Below are 19,906 nucleotides of genomic sequence, written 5' to 3'. Positions count from 1 at the left end.
CCGATCCTACCGGGCGGGCGGTGCTTCCGTCGTTCGGGGCACCTTGACGACGATGCCGACCACGATGAACAGCGCGGCGGCGACGACCTGCAGCGCCGCCCAGACCTGCCCCGGGATCGGGACGACGACGAGCGGGTTCCAGCAGACCGCGACGGCGGCCATCAGCACGGCGGTCCACCAGGAGCGGCCGCGGATGCAGAAGACCAACACGATCAGGGCCAGGACGGTGATCCCCCAGCGCACGAAGACGAACGCGGGGGCGTCCAGGAACGCGATGCACGCCAGCAGCACGATGGCCGCGAGCAGGGACGGTGCGAGCGCCGGACGGGTGAACGCCGGGGTGGCGGGTGCCGCAGGGGCCGGGCGCGCGCTGGACGCGGCAGCCCCGAACGACGACCCGACCGGGGGCCGTCCCTTCCGTGCTGCCATCAGGCGGAAGCCTCGTCCAGTTCGATCGCGGTGATGGGCCGGGACATCGGCGGGAGGCCGCGGAGCCGTTCCAGCGCCGGGACGAGTTCGGCGACGTACGCCCGGTAGCCCTCGTCGGTGAGGTGCAGGCCGTCGTCGGTGAACTGCTCGGCGAGGTGGTCCCCGTCGGCCAGGGCCGGCCAGACGTCGAGGTACTGCGCGTGACAGGTGGCGACGAACTGGCGGAGGTGCCGGTTCGCCTCTTCGATGCGCGGGGTGTACTCGGCCTGCCGCGGGAGGATGGAGACCAGCAGGAGCCGGACCCCGGGGAGCTCGCGGCGGAGCGTCACGAGGATCGTCTCGACGTTCCGCACGACGTGCTCGGCGCTCTTGCGGTGGTTGCCGAAGTCGTTGGTGCCGATGAGCAGCACGATCTCTTCCGGTGCGGCTGCCACGACGGCGTCGAGCCGCTCGAGGACGCCGTCCGTCGTGTCGCCGTTGATGCCGTGGTTCAGGGTCTGCTCGTCCGGCAGACGCTCGTCCCAGGACCCGCCTGCGGTGATGCTGTCCCCCAGGAACAGGATCGTGCCGCGTTCGTCGTCGCTCATGCTGCCTCCTCGTGCTCCGGCGTGCGAGACCCATTCTGGTGCGTGCTGTTGGCCTGCGTCGAGTCGGTGCGGTGGGCTTCGCGCTCGGCACGGGCCGTGATGCGCTCCACCATGCCGGGGAAGATGACCCCGTGGAAGGGCAGGATCGAGTACCAGTACAGCCGTCCGGCGAGTCCCTGCGGGAAGTACAGCGCCCGCTGGTGGTAGTCGCAGCCGCCGTCGTCGGTCGGCGTCACGGTCATCTCGAGCCACGCACGACCCGGTGACTTGAACTCGGCCCGGAGCCGCAGGTAGCGCCCGCGGTCGAGTCGTTCGACGCGCCACCAGTCGAGCGCGTCGCCCTGCTCGAGGCGCTTGGGGTCGCGACGGCCGCGGTTCAGCCCGACACCGCCGGCGATCTTGTCCATCCAGCCGCGTGCGACCCACGCGAGGGGGAAGGAGTACCAGCCGTTCTCGCCGCCGATGGACTCGACGACGCTCCAGACGGCCTCCGGCGGCGCGGCGCTGTGGCGGTGCCGGTCGTCCACGTAGACCGTGTGGCCGGCCCAGTCCGGGTCGCTCGGCAGCGGGTCGGCCGGCGTGCTCGCGAGCGTGGCGCTGCGCCAGCTCGTCTGGACCTCGCCCTTGCGCATCTTCGTCAGCGCGAGCCGCACGGACCGTCGGTACGAGGTGAGTCCCCCGGTGGGACGCGGGACCACGTCGTCGATGTCGTGCTCGCGCTGCACGCACTCGAACTGCAGCGACTCGATGATCGGGGTCGCGAGCTTGCGCGGGATGGGTGTGACGGCGTTGAACCAGTGGGCGGCGAGCCCCGGGGTCATGACCGGCAGCGACGAGATCGGGCGCTGGGGCAGCTTGGCCTCGACCGCGTAGCCGTTCAGCATCTGGCCGTACCGGAGCACGTCCGGCCCGCCGATGTCGAACGTCCGGTTGACGTCGTCCGGGATGTCGAGCGCCGCGACGAGGTAGTAGAGCACGTCGCGCACGGCGATCGGCTGGATCCGGTTGCGGACCCACTTCGGCGCGGGCATCCACGGCAGGACGTCGGTGACGTGCCGGATCATCTCGAACGAGGTGCTGCCGGAGCCGATCACCACACCGGCCTGGTACGCGATCGTCGGGACACCGGAGCCGAGCAGGACGTCGCCGACCTCTTTCCGGCTGCGCAGGTGCTTCGAGAGCTCGCCGTCCGGGTGCAGGCCGCCGAGGTACACGAAGCGGCGCACGCCGGCGGCCTCCGCGGCGGACGCCATGGTCTCGACGGCCTTCCGCTCGGCCGACTCGAAGTCGCCGTCCGCCCCCATCGCGTGCGCCAGGTAGTAGACGGCCTCGATCCCGTCGACCGCGGTGGCCACGGCGTCGGCGTCCTGCAGGTCCCCCTGCACGATGTCGACGTCACCGTGCCACGGGACGTCGTCGAGCTTCTGCGGGGTGCGGACGAGCACCCGCACGGAGTGCCCTGCTTCGAGGAGACGGGGAACGAGACGACCGCCGATGTAGCCGGTGGCCCCGGTGACGAGGACGCGCATGCGGGGCACGGTACGCCGCGCGCCTTGAGGGTAGGCTCGTCGGGTGGACAACGCAGCCTTCCCCGTCACCGCCGACGCAGTCCGTGGACTCATCGACCACGCGATCCTCAAGCCGGAACTCGCCCGCGCCGACGTCGACGCGCAGCTCGACGAAGCCGCCACGTACCGCGTCTTCAGCGTGTGCGTCCGGCCGAGCGACGTCCGGCACGCCGTGGAGCGCCTCCAGGGCACCGGGGTCGGCGTCGGGACGGTCATCGGCTTCCCGCACGGCACCACCTCGACCGAGGCCAAGGTCGCCGAGTCGCTGCAGGCCCTGGCCGACGGCGCCTTCGAGCTCGACATGGTCCAGAACATCGGCGCCGCGAAGTCCGGCGACTGGGACCGGGTCCGCAACGACGTCCGCGCCGTCGTCGACGCCGCCGGTGACACGGTCGTGAAGGTCATCCTCGAGACCGCGTTCCTCACCGACGACGAGATCGTCGCCGCCAGCCGGGCCGCGGTCGCCGGTGGAGCCGCGTTCGTGAAGACCTCGACCGGGTTCGCCGGCGGTGGCGCCACCACGGAGCACATCGCCCTGATGCGCGAGACCGTCGGCGCGGACACCGGCGTGAAGGCCTCAGGCGGCGTCCGCGGGCTCGACACCCTCATCGACATGGTCCAGGCCGGTGCCGACCGCATCGGCACCAGCGCCTCGGCACGCATCCTCGACGAGGTCGCGCACCGTCTCGAGACCGGCGCAGCGTCCGGCGCGGGTGACGACACCAGCTCGTACTGAACCGCGGCGCACTGCTCAGCAGTGCACTGCACCGCAGTGCACTGCACCGCGGTGCACCGCACCCTCCCGACCACCCACCACCTGCCCTGAGCCGGGGTGCGGACCGGACGCGACGACGCGTCCCGGGGCCGCACCGAGCCTCCAGACCGTCGCATCGGAGCGAGCATGTCGAACACGGAACCCACGACCGACCACCCCGGGGCCCTCGCCCTCGCCGTCGACCTCGGCGGCACCAAGGTGGAGGCCGCGCTGGTCAGCGACCAGGGAGTCGTGCTGCCCGGCAGCCGCTTCCGGAGCCCCACCGGGCCGCAGCGCACCTCGGAGGAGCTGCAGGCCGCGGTCGACGAGGTCGTCACCGACGCGCTCGGTGCGCTCCCCGCCGACGCGACGCTCGCCGGCGTCGGGATCGGTTCCGCCGGCCCCGTCGACGAGGAGCACGGGCTCGTCTCGCCGCTCAACATGCCGGTCTGGCGCGGGTACCCGCTGCGTGACCGCATCGCCGCGCACGTGCCCGACGGCACGCCCGTGACGCTCCGCATGGACGGGCTCGCGATCACGCTCGCCGAGCACTGGCTCGGCGCGGCGCAGGGCTCCGACCACGTGATGGGCATGATCGTTTCCACCGGCGTCGGTGGCGGGCTGATCCTGCACGGCCGGACCGTCAGCGGCCCCACCGGCAACGCCGGACACATCGGGCACGTCGAGTGCGGCGGGTACGACGATCCGTGCGCCTGCGGCGGTACCGGCTGCCTGGAGGCCGTGGCCAGCGGCCCGAAGACCGTCGCGTGGGCGCAGCGTCAGGGATTCGCCGGCACCACCGGCGAGGAACTGTCTGCCGCGTACGCGGCGGGTGACGAGATCGCGGTCGCCGCGGTCAAGCGCAGCGGACGGGCGCTCGGGCAGGCCATCGCGTCGGCGACGTCGCTGGTCGACCTCGAGGTGGTGGCGGTCGGCGGCGGGTTCTCGCACGTCACGCCGGACCTGTTCGAGTACGCGCGGCAGGCGGTCGCGGAGCGTCGTGAGTTCGGGTTCGTCACGAAGGTGCGGATCGTCCCGACCGGGCTCTCGCAGGACGGGCCGTTGATCGGCGCGGCGGCGCTGGTGCACCGGGCGCACGTCCTGCGCTGAGCCGGGCGCTGTCGCGCTCGTGCGCGCTTCGCCGGGCGCTGTCGCGCTCGTGCGCGCTTCGCCGGGCGCTGTCGCGCTCGTGCGCGCTTCGCGCGGCGCTGTCCACAAGGGGACCGGGTGGGCCGGTGGGTGCGGCAGGATGTGCGGGTGCCTCCCTCCCGCCTTGTCACCACCGAGGACTGGCCCGAAGCGGAGTTGCGCGCGGCCGTGCTCGCGGGGGAGCTCGTCGCCGTGGGAGCCTGCTGGGCATCCGTCGCCGAGCCGCAGGACCCGGCACTCCGTGCGGCGTCGTTCGCGTGGAGCACCGGTGACGACCGGGTCATCGCCTCCGGGCGGAGCGCCGCGTGGATCTGGGGTGCCCGCTCCCGGCCGCCACTCCCCCACGACGCCTGCGTCCGTGCCGGGGAACGCGTCCGCCAGAGCGGCGGCGACCGGATCCGGGAGATCGCGATCGACGAGGACGACCTGGTCCTCCTGGCGGGGACCTCGGTGACCTCGCCGACCCGGACGGCGCTGGACCTGCTGCGCACCGCCAGTCCGGACGGGTGGGCCGAGCGCGCCGCGACCGTGGTCGGGCTCCTCGCGGTCACGGACGTGACGGCCGACCACGTTCGTGAGCGGCTGCACCGGCTCGGGACCGTGCCGATGGTGCGTCAGGCCGAGCGACGACTGGCCGAGCTCGCGGGCGCCGCAGACAGCACCGGCACGACTGCCGTGGTCCGCGCGGTGTCGCTCAGCCTGCGCTGACGCGGTACACGTCGTACACCGCGTCGATGCGGCGCACCGCGTTCAGCACGCGGTCCAGGTGGGTGGTGTCACCCATCTCGAACACGAACCGGGACAGGGCCAGACGGTCGGACGACGTGGAGACCGTCGCCGACAGGATGTTCACGTGGTGGTCCGTCAGCACCCGGGTGACGTCGCTGAGGAGCCCCGACCGATCGAGCGCCTCGATCTGGATCTGGACGAGGAAGACCGACTTCGACGACGGGGCCCACTCGACCTCGATCATCCGGTCGGGCTCGTTCATCAGGGACTTCACGTTCGTGCACGACGCCTGGTGGACGGAGACGCCCTGACCGCGGGTGATGAACCCGACGATCTGGTCCCCCGGCACCGGGGTGCAGCACTTTGCGAGCTTGACGAGGATGTCGGGCGCACCACGGACGAGCACACCGCTGTCGCTGTTGCGCAGCTGCCGGCTCGTGACCTGGCGCGGGAACGCCAGCTCGGGTTCGTCGGTCTCGGTCTCCGTCTGGACGCCGGCGAGCACCTTCTCGATGACCGACTGCGTGGAGACGTGGCCCTCACCGATGGCGGCGTAGAGCGCAGAGACGTCGTCGTACCGCATCGCCGAGGCCACCTCGGAGATGGAGTCCTGGCTCATGATGCGCTGCAGCGGCAGGTTCTGCTTGCGCATCGCCCGGGCGATCGCGTCGCGGCCCTGCTCGATGGCTTCTTCGCGGCGCTCCTTGGTGAACCACTGCTTGATCTTGTTCCGGGCGCGGGGGCTCCGGACGAAGGTCAGCCAGTCCTGCGAGGGGCCGGAGTCGGGGTTCTTCGACGTGAAGATCTCCACGACGTCACCGCTCGACAGCGAGCTCTCGAGCGGCACGAGCCGCCCGTTCACCTTCGCACCCATGGTGCGGTGGCCGATCTCGGTGTGCACGGCGTACGCGAAGTCGACGGGGGTGGCACCGGCGGGCAGGCCGATGACCTTGCCCTGCGGCGTGAAGACGTAGGTCTCCTTCGCGCCGATCTCGTAGCGCAGCGAGTCGAGGAACTCGCCCGGGTCGCTGGTCTCCGCCTGCCAGTCGGTGATGTGCGCGAGCCACGCCATGTCCTGGTCGGTGGCGCTCGAGCTGTCGACGTCGCGGCCGGCGGCACGCTGCTTGTACTTCCAGTGCGCGGCGACACCGAACTCGGCGCGCTGGTGCATCTCGTGGGTACGGATCTGGATCTCGACCGGGCGCCCCTGCGGTCCGAGGACCGAGGTGTGCAGCGACTGGTAGAGGTTGAACTTCGGCGTCGCGATGTAGTCCTTGAACCGGCCGGGCAGCGGCGTCCACCGCGCGTGCACGGACCCGAGCATGGCGTAGCAGTCACGGACCGTCGGAACGAGCACCCGGATGCCGACGAGGTCGTAGATCTCGTCGAACTCGCGGCCCCGCACGATCATCTTCTGGTAGATCGAGTAGTACTGCTTCGGCCGCCCCATGACCTCGCCGCGGACCTTCGCGGCCTTGAGGTCCTTCTTGAGGGTGCCGATGACGTTCTGCACGAACTGCTCGCGCTTCGGCTGCCGTTCCTTGACGAGGCTATCGATCTCGACGTAGAGCTTCGGGTGCAGCACCGCGAACGAGAGGTCCTCGAGCTCCAGCTTGATCATCTGGATCCCGAGACGGTGCGCCAGCGGCGCGTAGATCTCGAGGGTCTCCTTGGCCTTGCGGGTGGCCGAGGTCGACTCGACGAAGCCCCACGTGCGGGCGTTGTGCAGCCGGTCCGCGAGCTTGATGACGAGCACGCGGATGTCCTTCGACATCGCGATGACCATCTTGCGGACGGTCTCGGCCTGCGCGCTGTCGCCGTACTTGACCTTGTCGAGCTTCGTGACGCCGTCGACGAGCATCGCGATCTCGTCGCCGAAGTCCTGGCGCAGCTGGTCCAGCTGGTAGTCGGTGTCCTCGACCGTGTCGTGCAGCAGGGCGGCCGCGATCGTGATCGGCCCGATCCCCAGGTCTGCCAGGATCTGCGCCACCGCGACGGGGTGCGTGATGTACGGCTCGCCGGACTTGCGCTTCTGCCCGTCGTGGGCGCGCTCGGCGACGGAGTACGCGTGCTCGATGAGCGTGACGTCGGCCTTGGGGTGGTGCGAGCGCACCGTGCGGATCAGGGTGTCGACCGCACCGGCCGGCTGTGCCCGGGAGAACAGGCGCGGCAGGAGGGACCGGAGCGAGCCGAGGTTGCCCGTGGTGTTCGGGCCGAGCGGCGGGCTCGACGGCAGTGGGCTGGCGCCGGGGACCGATGCGCCCGGGCGGCTGGGCGTGGAGTCGTCCTGCTTCGAGGACTCACGGATGTCCGTCATGATGCGCCTCCCAGGACTGATCGGACCAGACTACGCGCGTGGCGTCAGTGCTCGTGACCACGTTCGCGCTGGGCGTCGGCGCGCTCCACCGGCGCACCGGCGGCTTCCCACGCGACCATGCCGCCGGCGAGGTTCACCGCGGGGACCCCGGACTGCTCCAGCGCCGCGACGACCCGTGCGGACCGCATCCCGGAGTGGCAGACGATGATCGCCGGCTCGTCGGTGGGCTGGATCTCGGTCCAGCGCTCCGACAGCTCCGACATCGGTACGAGTGTGGCCTGCGGGGCGTGGACGTCCTCCCACTCCCCCTGCTCGCGGACGTCGTACAGCCGCGAGCCGGCCGCGATGCGGCGCAGGGCTTCCTCGGTGGTGATCTCCTCCACGGGATCAGGCCTCCGCCGTCGCCTTGACCTCGGCGCGCTTCTTCGCCGCGGCCTGCTTCTTGGCGTCCGCCGCCTTGATCTTCGGCTCACCTTCGCGGAGGTGTGCGTACATCGGCGACGCGATGAAGATCGTCGAGTAGGTGCCGACGATGATGCCGATGAAGAGCGCGAGCGAGATGTCGCGGAGCGTCCCGGCGCCGAGGACGTACGACCCGATGAAGAGGATCGCGCCGACCGGCAGGAGCGCCACGACCGAGGTGTTGATCGAGCGGACGAGCGTCTGGTTCACCGCGAGGTTCACCGACTGCACGAAGGTGCGGTGGGTCTCCATCGCGGTGTTCTCACGCACCTTGTCGAAGACCACCACGGTGTCGTAGAGCGAGTACCCGAGGATCGTCAGGAAGCCGATGACCGCTGCCGGCGTGACCTCGAGCCCGACGATGCCGTAGACACCGGCCGTGATCAGGAGGTCGTGGAGCAGCGCCACCATCGCCGAGAGCGACATCTTCCAGGTGCGGAAGTACAGCGCCATGAACACGGCTGCCAGTGCGAGGAAGATCACGAGGCCGCGGATGGCCTGCGCGAGGACGTCGGCACCCCACGTCGCGCCGATGAAGGTCGATGCGACTTCGCTGCTGTCGACGTTGTACGCGTCGGCGAGGGCACCCTGCACCTGCGTGGTCTGCGCGTCGGTGAGCTGCCCGGTCTGCACGCGGATGCCGTGCGTCCCGAGCTGCGAGACGCGCGGGATCTCGTCGGTGACGATGTTCTCGACGGCGTCCGTCGCGAGGTTCTGGTCGAGGTTCTTGACGTCCGAGATCGTGAACTCGGAACCGCCGGTGAACTCGATGCCGAGCTGGTACCCGCCGCGGAGCCACGGGACGCCCAGCGAGATCAGGATCGCCGCGATGGCGATCACGTACCAGAGGCGTCGGCGGCCGACGATGTCGTACGAGCGCTTGCCCGTGTAGAGGTCGTTGCCGAACTGGCTGAAGCTCGCCATCAGCTGTCCTTCCCATTCGGCTTGCCGCCGTTGTCGCCGTTGCCGGCCTTGCGCTCCGCGATGGTCTGTCGACGCTGTGCCTCACCGGCACTGCGCTGGCGTTTGCCGTCCACGACGGGTGCCCGGAACTGGGCACGGCCGCGGTACACGGCACCGAGGGCCGCTGGGTCGAGCCCGCTGAACCGGTGCCCCTCGTTGAAGAAGCGGCGGCGCGAGATGAGCTGGAGCATCGGGTGCGTGAAGAGGATCACGACCACGACGTCGATGAGGGTGGTGAGGAGCAGCGTGAACGCGAAGCCCTTCACGTCGCTCACCGCGAGGATGTAGAGCACGATCGCGGCGAGGAAGTTGATCGAGTCGGACGCCAGGATCGTGCGGAGTGCACGCTTCCAGCCGGACTCGACCGCGCCTTCGAGGGCTCGGCCTTCACGGAGTTCGTCGCGGATCCGCTCGAAGTAGACGATGAACGAGTCCGCTGTGATGCCGATCGCCACGATCAACCCCGCGACGCCGGCCAACGACAATCGGTAGTCGACGCGCCAGGACATGATCGCGATCACGAGGTACGTCAGCGCGGCGGCGACGCCGAGCGACAGGACCGTCACGAACGCCAGGGCCCGGTACTGGATGACCGAGTAGATGATGACGAGGATCAGACCGATCAGGCCGGCGACCAGGCCACCGATGAGCTGCGCGGTGCCGAGCGTGGCCGAGATGTTCTCGTTCGACTGCACCTTGAAGTTGATCGGCAGGGCGCCGTACTTCAGCTGGTCGGCGAGGGTCTTCGCGGACTCCGCGGTGAACGACCCGCTGATCTGCGCCTTGCCGTTGGTGATCGCGCTGTTCGTGGTCGGCGCGGTGATCACGTTGCCGTCGAGCACGATCGCGAACTGGTTCTGCGGCGCGGTCAGGGACACGAGGCGGTTCGTGACCGTGCGGAAGTCCTTCGTGCCGGTGCCGTCGAAGGTCAGGTTGACCGCCCACTCACCGGTCGTGGTGCCCTGGGAGGACGTCGCGAGGCCCGAGGTGGCGTTGCTGATGTTCGCGCCGGACACCTCGACCGGGCCGAGGATGTACTTCGCGGCACCGTCCTGGTCGCAGGTGACGAGGGGCTCGTCATCGGGCGCGGAGGAGACGTCGTCCGGAGCCGTGCACTGGTAGTTCGTGTACAGGTCCTGCAGCTTCGGCGTGACCCAGTTCAGGTCGCTCGCGTTCGACGGCTTCGCGCTCGGCGTGGCCTGGAGCGACGCCGGCGGCGAGTACGGCGTCGGCGAGGCGCTCGAGGACGACCCGTCACCGACGGAGGTGTCGGTCGCTGCCTCGGTGTAGAGGACCGGGCGGAACGTCAGCTTCGCCGCTGCCTCGATCCGCGCGATCGTCTGCTGGTCGGGCTTGCCCGGGATCGAGACGACGATGTTGTTCGCGCCCTGGGTGTTGATCTCGGACTCGGAGACACCGGTGGCGTCGATGCGCTGCCGGATGATGTTCACCGCCTGCTTGAGCTGGTCCGCGGTGACCGAGTCACCGTCGGTGCTCTGCGCCGCGAGGGTCAGCTGCGTGCCGCCCTGCAGGTCGAGGGCGAGCTCGGGGACCCAGCTCGCCCCTTCGAACCACTTGCCCGTGTCGTCCTTGGTGGTGCTGGCGAGGATCGACGCGGCCGTGTTCAGGCCAGCGAGGATCGCCATGATGATCACCAACCAGGTGAGCGAGCGCAGCGCCTTCTTGACGGGTGTCGATCGTGCCACCGGTCGTCTCGTCTTTCTGTCAGGACCGACGGCGCGCACGCCGACGGCAGAGATGTCACCGCCCGGTCACGGATGTGTCCGGGCGGGTGAGCGGATCAGTCCTCGGACTTGCGCTTCGCCTGCTCGGCGTCGTCTGCACGCTCGCCGTAGACGGGCTCACCGTTGAGTTCGGCGACGGGCTTGGGCTCGTCTTCCGGGGTGGCGGTGGTCTCGATGTCCGATGCGCTGTCGTCCACGACGCGGGAGAGCGTCTGACGGTGCACGGTCACGATGGTTCCGGGGGCGATCTCGACGTCGGCGGTGACCTTCTCGTCATCGACGGAGAGGAGTGTGCCGTAGAGGCCGAACGAGAGCATGACCCGAGCGCCCGGGACCATCTTGGTCGCGAGTTCGGACTGCTGCTTCTTGCGCTTGCGGCTGTTGTAGAACATGAAGGCCGCGAACGCCACGACGATGACGATGAGGATGACTTCTTGACCCATGATTGCGATGCCTTCTCTGGTATTTCGGTTTCGGGCCGTAGCAGTCTAGGGCACGGGGCTGTGCCCGTCGTCTCCCCCGGCTGAGACGGTCGGACTACTCGTCCTCGAACAGGCCGGGCTGTGGGCCGACGCCGCCCTGACCCGGGGTCAGGCCGAAGTGGCGCCACGCCGACGGGGTGGCGATCCGGCCGCGCGGCGTCCGCGTGACCAGGCCGATCCGGACGAGGAAGGGCTCCACCACGGACTCGATGGTCTCGGACTCTTCGCCCACGGAGACTGCGAGGGTGTTCAACCCGACCGGGCCGCCGTCGAAGCGGGTGAGCATCGTCTCGAGCACGGCGCGGTCCAGCCGGTCGAGGCCGTACTCGTCGACGTCGTACAGCTCGAGGGCGCCCTGGACCGCGGCCATGCCGTCCCGGGTGCCGTGCACGAGGGCGTAGTCCCGCACGCGGCGGAGCAGCCGGTTCGCGATGCGGGGTGTCCCCCGCGAGCGGCCCGCGATCTCCCGCAGGGCGAAGCGGTCGAAGTCGAGGTCGAGCAGGTGCGCGGCACGGATGAGGACCTGTTCGAGCTCGTCGCGCTCGTAGAACTCGAGGTGCGCGGTGAAGCCGAAGCGGTCGCGCAGCGGGTTCGGCAGGAGGCCCGCCCGGGTGGTGGCACCGACGAGCGTGAACGGCGCGAGGTCGAGCGGGATGCTGGTCGCACCCGCACCCTTGCCCACCATCACGTCGATCCGGAAGTCCTCCATCGCCAGGTAGAGCATCTCCTCCGCCGAGCGCGCCATCCGGTGGATCTCGTCGATGAAGAGGACCTCGCCCGGCATCAGCGACGACAGCACCGCCGCGAGGTCACCGGCGTGCTGGATCGCCGGCCCGCTCGACATCCGCAGCGGGCGGCCCGACTCGTGCGCGACGATCATCGCGAGGGTGGTCTTGCCGAGCCCTGGCGGTCCCGCCATCAGGATGTGGTCGGGGGTTCGGTCCTGCATCGCCGCCGCCTTCAGCAGCAGGTCGAGCTGCCCGCGGACCTTGCGCTGTCCGACGAACTCCGCCAGGGACTTCGGCCGGAGCGCACCTTCGAAGGCGAGTTCTTCCGGGGACTGGGCGTCGGCCGCGGTGATGCCGCCGCTCATCGGCCGGCACCGGTGGGACGGAGCGCGCCGAGCGCCGCACGGAGCAGCGCCTGGGTGCCCATCGCCGCGACGCCGGGTTCGTTCGCGATCGTGTCGTCGACGGCGCTGCGCGCAGCGTCTTCGCGCCAGCCGAGTCCGACGAGCGCGATGACGACGTCTTCGGAGGCGGGGTGCGCGACACCGGCACGAGCACCGGGGGCAGCGGTCGGCGTCTCGAACGCCGCGAGCTTGCCGGAGAGCGCGACGATGATCAGCTTCGCGGTCTTCGGGCCGATGCCGGAGACCTTGCGGAACGCGCCGTCGTCGTCGTGCGCGACGGCGTTCGCGATCTGCGCCGGGTCCATCGCCCCGAGGACGCCGAGCGCCGACTTCGGACCGACGCCGGAGACGCTCCGGAGCAGGTCGAACACGCGGAGCGCGTCCGTCGACTCGAAGCCGAAGAGCAGGTGCTCGTCTTCACGGACGATCATCGCGGTGCGCACGAAGACCTCGGCGCCGTGGCGCATGGTCAGCGCGTGCGCGGGCGTGACGGTGACGGCGTAGCCGACCCCGCCGACCTCGATCACGACGGACGATCCGGCGACGTCGATGCAGGTGCCCCGGAGACTCGCGATCATGCCCCGAGCCTACGGGCAGCCGCCGACGTCCCCGACGAGGCGCGCTGCCCGGCACCGGAGCGACCTGCCGCCGCTGCGGCGGCCGCGGCCTGCGCCAACGGCGACGACGTGGACCGTCCACCCGTGCCGGCCTGCGCGTCCCGCCACGCGCGTTGCGCCGGCGTCAGGCTGCCGGACTGCACGCCGACCTGGTCGGGTGCCCCGAGCCTCCAGGCATGGCACACCGCGAGCGCGAGCGCGTCCGCGGCGTCGGCCGGCTTCGGTGCCTCCGCCAGGCCGAGGATCCGGGCGATCATCGCCTGGACCTGCTTCTTGTCGGCGTTGCCGTAGCCGGTGACCGCCGCCTTGACTTCCGACGGGGTGTGCAGGCCGACCGGGATCCCCCGGACGGCCGCGGCGTGCAGCGCGAGACCGGAGGCCTGCGCGGTGCCCATCACCGTGCGGACGTTCGCCTGGGCGAACACCCGCTCCACCGCGACGGCATCCGGGCGGTGTTCTTCGATCTGCTCGGCGATCCCGGCGGCGATGAGGACGAGGCGCTGCTCCAGCGCCATGTCCGCCGGCGTGCGGACGACCGTGACGTGCACCAGTCGGGCGCGACGGTTCGGAGTGACCTCGACCACCCCGACACCGCACCGGGTGAGCCCGGGGTCCACCCCGAGCACGCGCAGCACCTGCCTAGTCCTCGTCCTCGTCGAGCTCGGCCTGGACGTCGGCGGGGATGTCGAAGTTCGCGTAGACGTTCTGGACGTCGTCGCTGTCTTCGAGCGCGTCGATGAGGCGGAACACCTTGCGTGCCGTCTCGGCGTCGACCGGGACCTTGAGGCCGGGGACGAACTCGGCGTCGGCGGAGTCGTAGTCGATGCCGGCGTCCTGCAGCGCGGTGCGGGCCGTGACGAGGTCCGATGCTTCGGTGATGACCTCGAAGCCGCCGCCCTGGTCGATGACGTCTTCGACACCGGCGTCGAGCACGGCCGTCATGACGTCGTCTTCGGACAGGCCGTCGACCTTCGTCACCGAGATGACGCCCTTGCGGGAGAAGTTGTAGGCGACGCTGCCCGGGTCGGCCATGGTGCCGCCGTTCCGCGACATCGCGGTGCGGACTTCGGCCGCTGCACGGTTCTTGTTGTCGGTGAGGCACTCGATGAGCATCGCGACGCCGTTCGGGGCGTAGCCCTCGTACATGATCGTCGTGTACTCGATCGACTCACCGGTCAGGCCGGCGCCACGCTTGATCGCGCGGTCGATGTTGTCGTTGGGGACCGAGGTCTTCTTGGCCTTCTGCACGGCGTCGACCAGGGTCGGGTTGCCCGACATGTCGGCACCGCCCATCTTCGCGGCGACCTCGATGTTCTTGATGAGCTTCGCGAACGACTTGGCACGTCGGCCGTCGATGACGGCCTTCTTGTGCTTCGTCGTCGCCCACTTGGAATGCCCGGACACGGTTCTCCTTGCGTCTTGCGGAAAGTCAGGTTGAGTTTACGGCCTGGAGGCTCGGTGCACGTCCGGCGCGCAGGGCCTGTGGACAAGTGGCCGGGCCACGCTGGCGCGCCCCGTGGCCGGGTCAGGCGTTCCGGACCAGGTCCAGGAAGCGGCGGTGGAAGCGGTCTTCCCCCGCGACCTCCGGGTGGAACGCACTCGCGATGACGTTGCCCTGCTGCACCGCGACGACCTGGCCGTCCGACAGGGCACCGAGCACGTGCACACCGTCACCGTGCTCCTCCACCACGGGTGCGCGGATGAACACCGCGTGCACCGGGGCGTCGCCGAGGTCGGGCATCGGGATGTCGGTCTCGAAGGAGTCGTTCTGGCTGCCGAATGCGTTGCGCCGGACCGTCGTGTCGAGGATCCCGAGGGTCTGCTGGCCGCCGATCGCGTTGGTGATGCGATCGCTCAGCATGATCATGCCGGCGCAGGTGCCGTACGTCGGGAGCCCGCCGCGAATCGCCGCGGACAGGGGCTCCGCGACACCGAACGCGCGGGACAGCTTGTCCATCACGCTCGACTCGCCGCCGGGGATCACGACACCGTGGAGCGACGCGATCTCCTCCGGACGACGGAGCGGCACCACCTCTGCCCCGAGCGCCGTCAGCGACGCGATGTGCTCGCGGAAGTCGCCCTGCAACGCGAGCACCCCGATGCGGGGTGCCGCGCCGGCCGTCGGACTACCAGCCACGCTCGGCGAGGCGGTGCGGTGCGGGGACGTCGGCGACGTTGATGCCGACCATCGCCTCACCCAGACCACGTGAGACCTCGGCGATGACCTTGGGGTCGTCGTGGAAGGTCGTGGCCTTGACGATCGCAGCAGCGCGGGCCGCCGGGTCGCCGGACTTGAAGATGCCCGAGCCGACGAAGACGCCGTCCGCGCCGAGCTGCATCATCATCGCGGCGTCGGCCGGGGTGGCGACACCACCGGCGGTGAAGAGCACGACGGGGAGCTTGCCGGTCTCGGCGACTTCCTGCACGACGTCGATCGGGGCCTGCAGTTCCTTCGCCGCGACGTAGAGCTCGTCGGGACGGAGGTTGCGGAGCGCCGCGATCTCCTTCGAGATGGTGCGGATGTGCTTCGTCGCCTCGGACACGTCACCGGTGCCGGCTTCACCCTTGGAGCGGATCATGGCCGCACCTTCGGTGATGCGGCGGAGCGCTTCGCCGAGGTTGGTGGCACCGCAGACGAAGGGAGTGGTGAACTTCCACTTGTCGATGTGGTTGAGGTAGTCGGCGGGCGAGAGCACTTCGGACTCGTCGATGTAGTCGACGCCGAGCTCCTGCAGGACCTGGGCCTCGACGAAGTGACCGATGCGGGCCTTCGCCATGACGGGGATCGACACCGCTGCGATGATCTCCTCGATCATCGAGGGGTCGGACATGCGGGCGACGCCGCCCTGCGCACGGATGTCGGCGGGGACGCGCTCGAGGGCCATGACCGCGGTCGCGCCGGCTTCTTCCGCGATGCGGGCCTGCTCGGCGTCGACGACGTCCATGATGACGCCGCCCTTGAGCATCTCCGCGAGACCGCGCTTGACACGGGAGGAGCCGGTGATCGACGTGCCGTTGACGTTCTGGCCGGGGGTGCTGGTGCTGTCGCTCATGATGGCGACCAGTCTAGTGCGCGGCGGGCCAGGCTTCCGCGACGAGCCGACGGGTGTCCCCGAGCAGCTGGGACATCGACTTCGTCCTGGCGATGATCGGGAAGAAGTTCGAGTCGGACTGCCACCGCGGCACGATGTGCTGGTGCAGGTGTCCGGCGACCCCGGCACCCGCCACCTCGCCCTGGTTCATGCCGATGTTGAAGCCGTCGCAGTGCGAGACCTCCCGCAGCACCCGCATCGCGGTCTGGGTCAGCTCGCCGATCTCCCGGAGTTCGTCGGGGGTTGCCTCGTCGTAGAGCGGGGTGTGCCGGTAGGGGCAGACCAGCAGGTGCCCGTTGTTGTACGGGTAGAGGTTGAGCAGCACGTAGGCGTGCTCGCCCCTGGCGACGATCAGGGCGTCCTCGTCGGACTTCGCCGGCGCCTCGCAGAACGGGCAGTCGTCCCGGTGGCCACGGCCTTCCCCGGCCCGGCCGGAGTCGATGTAGGCCATCCGGTGCGGGTTCCAGAGGCGCTGGAAGGCATCCGGGACGGCGGCCTCGGTGGCCGCGTCCCGGATGACCAGCGGATCGTCGTGCTGCTCCGGCATCAGACCTGCGCGCGCTCGCGGATCGCGGTGAGGATTCGCTCCACCGCTTCGTCGACGGGCACGCCGTTGTCCTGACGGCCGTCGCGGAAGCGGAAGCTCACGGCACCGGCGTCACGGTCGTCCCCGCCGGCGATGAGCTGGAACGGGACCTTCTGCTTGGTGTGCGTGCGGATCTTCTTCTGCATGCGGTCGTCCGAGTGGTCGACCTCGGCGCGGACACCGTGGGTGCGGAGCTTCGCGATCACCTCGTCGAGGTAGTCGCCGTACTCTTCCGCGACCGGGATGCCGACGACCTGGACCGGGGCGAGCCACGCCGGGAACGCGCCGGCGTAGTGCTCGGTGAGCACGCCGAAGAACCGCTCGATCGAGCCGAACAGGGCGCGGTGGATCATCACCGGGCGCTGCCGGGTGCCGTCCGCCGCCGCGTACTCGATGCCGAAGCGCTCGGGGAGGTTGAAGTCGAGCTGCACGGTGGACATCTGCCAGGTGCGGCCGATGGCGTCACGGGCCTGGACGGAGATCTTCGGGCCGTAGAACGCGGCGCCGGCGGGGTCCGGCACGAGCTCGAGCCCGGACTCCTCGGCGACTTCCCGCAGGGTGTTCGTCGCTTCTTCCCAGACGTCGTCGTCGCCGACGTACTTCTCCGGGTCCTTGGTGGAGAGCTCGAGGTAGAAGTCGTCGAGGCCGTAGTCGCGCAGCAGCGAGAGCACGAACTCGAGCGTCGTGGTGAGCTCTTCCTTCATGCGCTCCTTCGTGGTGAAGATGTGCGCGTCGTCCTGGGTCATGCCACGGACCCGGGTGAGGCCGTGGATCACGCCGGACTTCTCGTTGCGGTAGACCGTGCCGAACTCGAACATCCGGAGCGGCAGGTCGCGGTAGGAGCGCGGCTGCGACCGGTACGCCAGGATGTGCATCGGGCAGTTCATCGGCTTGAGGTAGTAGTCGGCGCCCTGGCGGGTGACGTTGCCGTCCTCGTCCTTCGCCTCGTCCATGTGCATGGCCGGGAACATGCCGTCCTTGTACCAGCCGAGGTGCCCGGAGGTCTCGAAGAGGTCGCCCTTGGTGATGTGGGGCGTGTAGACGAACGAGTAGCCGTTCTGCTCGTGCCGACGGCGCGAGTAGTCCTCCATCTCACGGCGGATGATGCCGCCCTTGGGGTGGAAGATCGCCAGTCCGGAACCGATCTCGTCCGGGAACGAGAACAGGTCGAGCTCGGCACCGAGCTTGCGGTGGTCGCGCTTGGCCGCTTCCTCGAGCCGGACCAGGTACGCCTTCAGCTGGTCCTTGTCGGGCCATGCGGTGCCGTAGATGCGCTGCAGCTGCGGGTTCTTCTCGGAGCCGCGCCAGTACGCGGCGGCGACGCGCATGAGCTTCGCGGCGTTGCCGATCCAGCGGGTGTGCGGGACGTGCGGGCCGCGGCAGAGGTCCTGCCAGAGGACCTCGCCGCTCTTCGGGTCGACGTTCTCGTAGACGGTGAGCTCGCCGGCGCCGACCTCGACGCTCTCACCGGAGTCGCCGTCGGAAGCGGCGCCCTTCAGGCCGATGAGCTCCTGCTTGTAGGGCTCCCCCGCCATCAGCTCGCGGGCCTGCTCGTCCGTGACGACGACGCGACGGAAACGCTGGGCCTGCTTGATGATGCGGTCCATGCCCTTCTCGATCGCCTTGAGGTCCTCCGGGGTGAAGGGCTCGGCGACGTCGAAGTCGTAGTAGAAGCCGTCGGTGACCGGCGGACCGATCCCGAGCTTGGCGTCCGGGTTGATCTGCTGCACCGCCTGCGCGAGGACGTGCGCGGCGGAGTGGCGCAGGATGTCGAGGCCGTCCTGCTCGTCGAGGGTGACCGGCTCGGCGGTCTCGCCCGCCTGCACTTCGGCAGCGAGGTCCTTGAGGACCCCGGCCACGCGGATCGCGACGACGCCACGGACGCCGTCGAAGAGCTCGGTGCCCGTCGTCGTGGTCGTCGCGGTCACGGGCTCGGGCGCCTGGGGCGCGTCGTCGGGTGCGGGGGCGACTGACTCGGTCACGATGGTGGAACTCCCTCGATCTGGTGGTGGAGCAATGCTAGTCGGCGACCGGGGCCGTTCAGGCCGGGACGACGCCGAGCGTGGTGACGGGCAGGCGCGGCTCGAGGCGTTCGCGGCCGGCGAGCCCGTCGAGCTCGAGCAGTGCGGCGAAGCCGATCGCCTCGTACCCCGCGCGCTCGAGCAGGGTGATGCTGGCGGACGCGGTGCCGCCCGTGGCCAGGACGTCGTCGACGACGAGGACCCGGGTGCCCGCGGGGAGCTGGGCCGGGCGCAGCTCGAGCTCGGCCTCCCCGTACTCGAGCGCGTACTGCTCGCTGAGGACCTCGCCGGGGAGCTTGCCGGCCTTCCGGACCGTGAGCACGCCGACCTGGTGCTGCGCCGCGATGCCGCCGGCCAGGGCGAACCCGCGCGCCTCGATGCCGGCGACGGCCGCGAAGCCGGCACCGATCGCGAACGGCGCGGCGAGTGCTTCACACACGCGGCCGAACGCCACCGGGTCCGCGAACACCGGCGTCACGTCACGGAACAGGATCCCGGGCTTCGGGAAGTCGGAGACGATCGCGGTGAGGCGCTGGACGAGGTCGGACGCGGTTTCGGTCATCCCTCAACCGTACGGGCCGCGCCGGCGCCGGCAGCGCGCGGCGGCGCTCAGCGCCAGGCGCGCATCCCGATGCCGAGCATGGCCCACTCGGCTTCCCGCTCGGCGCGCTCGCGCTCGAGCTCGGCCACCAGGGCCGGGTCGACCGGAGGCCGCACACGCCGGGTGCGGCGGCTCCAGATGATGAGTGCCATCCCGACACGGAGCGCGATCCGGTCGGTCAGGGAGACCTTCCGGGGTTCGAGCGTCGTGCCGGGCGGACGGAGGACGGACTTCGTTGACATCGTGGTCACCGTTCGATGAAGAGTGTTTGAACAAAGAGGGCATGGCGAAGAAACCCATGCATGCGAATGAATACGCGAATGGAGAATCGACCCGCAGGTCACGCGGGCCGCGATTTGTGACACGGGAAGCGTCCCAGTGACCACCGACATTTCCGGGTGCATTTCGAGCGCCGCTCGGACGAAGCGCGAACAGCGACTTCGAACGACCGACGGTCAGCTCCCGGAGCAGCGACCGCGAGCAGCGCTCAGCGGTTGCGTGTCAGGTGTGGCGAGGAACGCTCCGCGTCAGCGGGACCCGGCGAACGGGGCGCCGGTGATCCCACGGACTGCACGGAACGGCGTCTGCATGGTGAACATTGTTGGCCCCCTTTCGGAGCGGATCGGTGAAGTGGTGCTTGCACAGTAGCGGCATTCTGCGAGACCGCGCAAC

General features: G+C 70.0%; 21 protein-coding genes. 3 read left to right on the top strand and 18 right to left on the bottom strand.

Annotated features, from left to right (window positions below):
* Positions 1-6 precede the first annotated feature (6 nt).
* From EDF27_RS16655 to EDF27_RS16645, 3 genes are read right to left on the bottom strand one after another with little or no spacing between them, the layout of a single operon-like run.
* Positions 7-429 carry a DUF6804 family protein gene (locus tag EDF27_RS16655; protein ID WP_185017073.1) on the bottom strand — a complete coding sequence of 141 codons (423 nt, stop codon included), beginning with the start codon at positions 427-429 and terminating at the stop codon, positions 7-9.
* Positions 429-1,016, bottom strand: coding sequence for a GDSL-type esterase/lipase family protein (locus EDF27_RS16650; RefSeq protein WP_123653439.1), 588 nt, complete (start codon positions 1,014-1,016; stop codon positions 429-431). The genes EDF27_RS16655 and EDF27_RS16650 overlap by 1 nt, the downstream gene beginning before the upstream one ends.
* Positions 1,013-2,545: an SDR family oxidoreductase gene (locus EDF27_RS16645; protein ID WP_123653438.1), complete on the bottom strand. Its 1,533-nt coding sequence runs from the start codon at positions 2,543-2,545 to the stop codon at positions 1,013-1,015. The genes EDF27_RS16650 and EDF27_RS16645 overlap by 4 nt, the downstream gene beginning before the upstream one ends.
* Before the next feature lie 43 nt (positions 2,546-2,588).
* Between EDF27_RS16645 and deoC the strand changes: the two genes are divergently transcribed.
* The 3 genes from deoC (at position 2,589) to EDF27_RS16630 (ending at position 5,195) form a co-directional block, all read left to right on the top strand.
* A complete protein-coding gene (deoC, locus tag EDF27_RS16640; RefSeq protein WP_132050064.1) occupies positions 2,589-3,320 on the top strand; it encodes a deoxyribose-phosphate aldolase in 732 nt (243 codons plus the stop codon).
* Positions 3,321-3,485: 165 nt separating this feature from the next.
* Positions 3,486-4,448 carry an ROK family protein gene (locus EDF27_RS16635; RefSeq protein ID WP_132050062.1) on the top strand — a complete coding sequence of 321 codons (963 nt, stop codon included), beginning with the start codon at positions 3,486-3,488 and terminating at the stop codon, positions 4,446-4,448.
* A 147-nt stretch (positions 4,449-4,595) separates the two neighbouring features.
* On the top strand, positions 4,596-5,195 hold the full coding sequence (locus tag EDF27_RS16630) for a hypothetical protein (RefSeq protein ID WP_123703602.1): 600 nt from the start codon (positions 4,596-4,598) through the stop codon (positions 5,193-5,195).
* Here EDF27_RS16630 and EDF27_RS16625 read toward each other — a convergent pair.
* The 15 genes from EDF27_RS16625 to EDF27_RS16555 form a co-directional block, all read right to left on the bottom strand.
* Positions 5,182-7,533, bottom strand: a complete 2,352-nt coding sequence (locus EDF27_RS16625; RefSeq protein ID WP_243698397.1) for a bifunctional (p)ppGpp synthetase/guanosine-3',5'-bis(diphosphate) 3'-pyrophosphohydrolase — start codon at positions 7,531-7,533, stop codon at positions 5,182-5,184. The two genes, EDF27_RS16630 and EDF27_RS16625, sit on opposite strands and share 14 nt — an antisense overlap.
* Before the next feature lie 44 nt (positions 7,534-7,577).
* On the bottom strand, positions 7,578-7,916 hold the full coding sequence (locus EDF27_RS16620) for a rhodanese-like domain-containing protein (protein WP_132050060.1): 339 nt from the start codon (positions 7,914-7,916) through the stop codon (positions 7,578-7,580).
* Positions 7,917-7,920: 4 nt separating this feature from the next.
* Complete coding sequence (gene secF, locus EDF27_RS16615) at positions 7,921-8,919, bottom strand: protein translocase subunit SecF (RefSeq protein WP_123653433.1); 999 nt, start codon at positions 8,917-8,919, stop codon at positions 7,921-7,923.
* Positions 8,919-10,664 (bottom strand): protein translocase subunit SecD, encoded by a 1,746-nt coding sequence (secD, locus tag EDF27_RS16610; protein WP_123653432.1) that lies wholly within the window; start codon positions 10,662-10,664, stop codon positions 8,919-8,921. Before secD ends, secF begins: the two co-directional genes overlap by 1 nt.
* 95 nt (positions 10,665-10,759) lie before the next feature.
* Positions 10,760-11,146: a preprotein translocase subunit YajC gene (locus tag EDF27_RS16605; protein WP_123653431.1), complete on the bottom strand. Its 387-nt coding sequence runs from the start codon at positions 11,144-11,146 to the stop codon at positions 10,760-10,762.
* A gap of 94 nt (positions 11,147-11,240) precedes the next feature.
* On the bottom strand, positions 11,241-12,278 hold the full coding sequence (gene ruvB, locus EDF27_RS16600; protein ID WP_123653430.1) for a Holliday junction branch migration DNA helicase RuvB: 1,038 nt from the start codon (positions 12,276-12,278) through the stop codon (positions 11,241-11,243).
* Positions 12,275-12,895: a Holliday junction branch migration protein RuvA gene (ruvA, locus tag EDF27_RS16595; protein ID WP_123653429.1), complete on the bottom strand. Its 621-nt coding sequence runs from the start codon at positions 12,893-12,895 to the stop codon at positions 12,275-12,277. Before ruvA ends, ruvB begins: the two co-directional genes overlap by 4 nt.
* A complete protein-coding gene (ruvC, locus tag EDF27_RS16590; RefSeq protein ID WP_123653846.1) occupies positions 12,892-13,566 on the bottom strand; it encodes a crossover junction endodeoxyribonuclease RuvC in 675 nt (224 codons plus the stop codon). Before ruvC ends, ruvA begins: the two co-directional genes overlap by 4 nt.
* A gap of 7 nt (positions 13,567-13,573) precedes the next feature.
* The gene (locus EDF27_RS16585; RefSeq protein ID WP_123653428.1) at positions 13,574-14,338 is read right to left on the bottom strand and encodes a YebC/PmpR family DNA-binding transcriptional regulator; all 765 of its coding nucleotides are present in this window, start codon (positions 14,336-14,338) and stop codon (positions 13,574-13,576) included.
* A gap of 121 nt (positions 14,339-14,459) precedes the next feature.
* Positions 14,460-15,071, bottom strand: a complete 612-nt coding sequence (pdxT, locus tag EDF27_RS16580; RefSeq protein ID WP_132050058.1) for a pyridoxal 5'-phosphate synthase glutaminase subunit PdxT — start codon at positions 15,069-15,071, stop codon at positions 14,460-14,462.
* Positions 15,061-15,987, bottom strand: coding sequence for a pyridoxal 5'-phosphate synthase lyase subunit PdxS (gene pdxS, locus EDF27_RS16575; RefSeq protein ID WP_123653426.1), 927 nt, complete (start codon positions 15,985-15,987; stop codon positions 15,061-15,063). The genes pdxT and pdxS overlap by 11 nt, the downstream gene beginning before the upstream one ends.
* Positions 15,988-16,000: 13 nt before the next feature.
* On the bottom strand, positions 16,001-16,573 hold the full coding sequence (locus EDF27_RS16570) for an HIT domain-containing protein (RefSeq protein ID WP_132050056.1): 573 nt from the start codon (positions 16,571-16,573) through the stop codon (positions 16,001-16,003).
* Positions 16,573-18,540, bottom strand: coding sequence for a threonine--tRNA ligase (thrS, locus tag EDF27_RS16565; protein ID WP_123704077.1), 1,968 nt, complete (start codon positions 18,538-18,540; stop codon positions 16,573-16,575). Before thrS ends, EDF27_RS16570 begins: the two co-directional genes overlap by 1 nt.
* A gap of 112 nt (positions 18,541-18,652) precedes the next feature.
* Complete coding sequence (locus EDF27_RS16560) at positions 18,653-19,195, bottom strand: adenine phosphoribosyltransferase (protein WP_132050054.1); 543 nt, start codon at positions 19,193-19,195, stop codon at positions 18,653-18,655.
* A 47-nt stretch (positions 19,196-19,242) separates the two neighbouring features.
* Positions 19,243-19,476, bottom strand: a complete 234-nt coding sequence (locus EDF27_RS16555; RefSeq protein WP_123653423.1) for a hypothetical protein — start codon at positions 19,474-19,476, stop codon at positions 19,243-19,245.
* Positions 19,477-19,906: the final 430 nt, after the last annotated feature.

Source organism: Curtobacterium sp. PhB136 (assembly GCF_004346855.1).
In the GTDB taxonomy this organism is placed as follows: Bacteria; Actinomycetota; Actinomycetes; order Actinomycetales; family Microbacteriaceae; genus Curtobacterium.
This window is presented reverse-complemented; position numbering and strand designations above follow the sequence as displayed.